The 927-nt window shown below is 76.5% G+C and carries 1 protein-coding gene; it reads left to right on the top strand.

Annotated elements, in window-relative coordinates; translation table 11 throughout:
• On the top strand, nucleotides 1-858 hold an 858-nt coding region (locus tag PROKR_RS05415; RefSeq protein ID WP_036960337.1), incomplete at its 5' end, for a tetratricopeptide repeat protein.
• Between the last annotated feature and the right edge of the window lie 69 nt (nucleotides 859-927).

Genomic DNA, 927 nt, shown 5'->3' with positions numbered 1-927 from the left:
TGGCTCGCCGCGCTGCGCGTGGCCGGCGCCACCGGGCAGGACGAGCGGGTCGCCCGGCTCGGCGAGGCGCTGCGCTGGTTCGCCGCCCACACCCAGTTCTGGGCGGGCGACTGGCTCGACGTGTTCGGGCAGACCCGTGCGGCCGCCGCCCGGCTGGGCGACCGCCGCCGCGAGCTCTGGCACATGAACCGGCAGGCCTGGGCGCTCCTCGCCGTCCGGCGGACCCAGGGCAGGGTGGCGGTGCACGAGGCCGTGGACCGCGCCATGGAGGTCCACCGGCTCGCCGAGGAGCTCGGCGCCGTCCGGGAGCAGGCGGACGCCGTCTGCAACGCCGCCGAGGGCTGGCGCGTCCTGGGCGACGCCGGCCAGACGCTCTCGTACTACTCCCGCGGGCGCGAGCTGGCCGAGGCCGCCGGGTACCTCTCGACCTACTACTGGGCCGCCGTCGGGACCGCCGTGGGCCTGAACCGCGCGGGCCGGCACGACGAGGCGATCGACACCTACCGCGCCCTGCTACGGACCATCGACGAGCTGCCGGTGCCCTCGGCCGCCGCACAGCACTCCCGGACGATCGCCCTGTCCGGGCTGTCCGGCACGCTGATCACGGCCGAGCGGTTCGAGGAGGCCGTCGAGGTCGGAGAGTCCACGCTGTCCCGGACGATCGCGGACGGCAGCGACTGGACGTCGATCGCGCACTGGATGCTGGGCCGGGCGTACGCCGGTCTCGGCGACGCCGACACGGCGCGCGAGCACCTGGTGCGGACGATCGAGCTGGCCGAGGAGGAGGGGACCTGGCGCACGGAGGCCCTCGACCAGGTGCGGGCGTTGCTGGCGGAGGTCGAGGCGGGCCGGTCGTGACGGCGGCCCGCCCTCAGGCGCTGACCGCAGCACCCGCCAGCGCCCGCCCCGCCCACCCCGCCTCCACGA

The organism is Promicromonospora kroppenstedtii DSM 19349 (assembly GCF_000515355.1).
GTDB classification, from domain to species: domain Bacteria; phylum Actinomycetota; class Actinomycetes; order Actinomycetales; family Cellulomonadaceae; genus Promicromonospora; species Promicromonospora kroppenstedtii.
The sequence above is the reverse complement of the archived record's forward strand: the minus strand, read 5'-3'. Positions and strand labels throughout refer to the sequence as shown.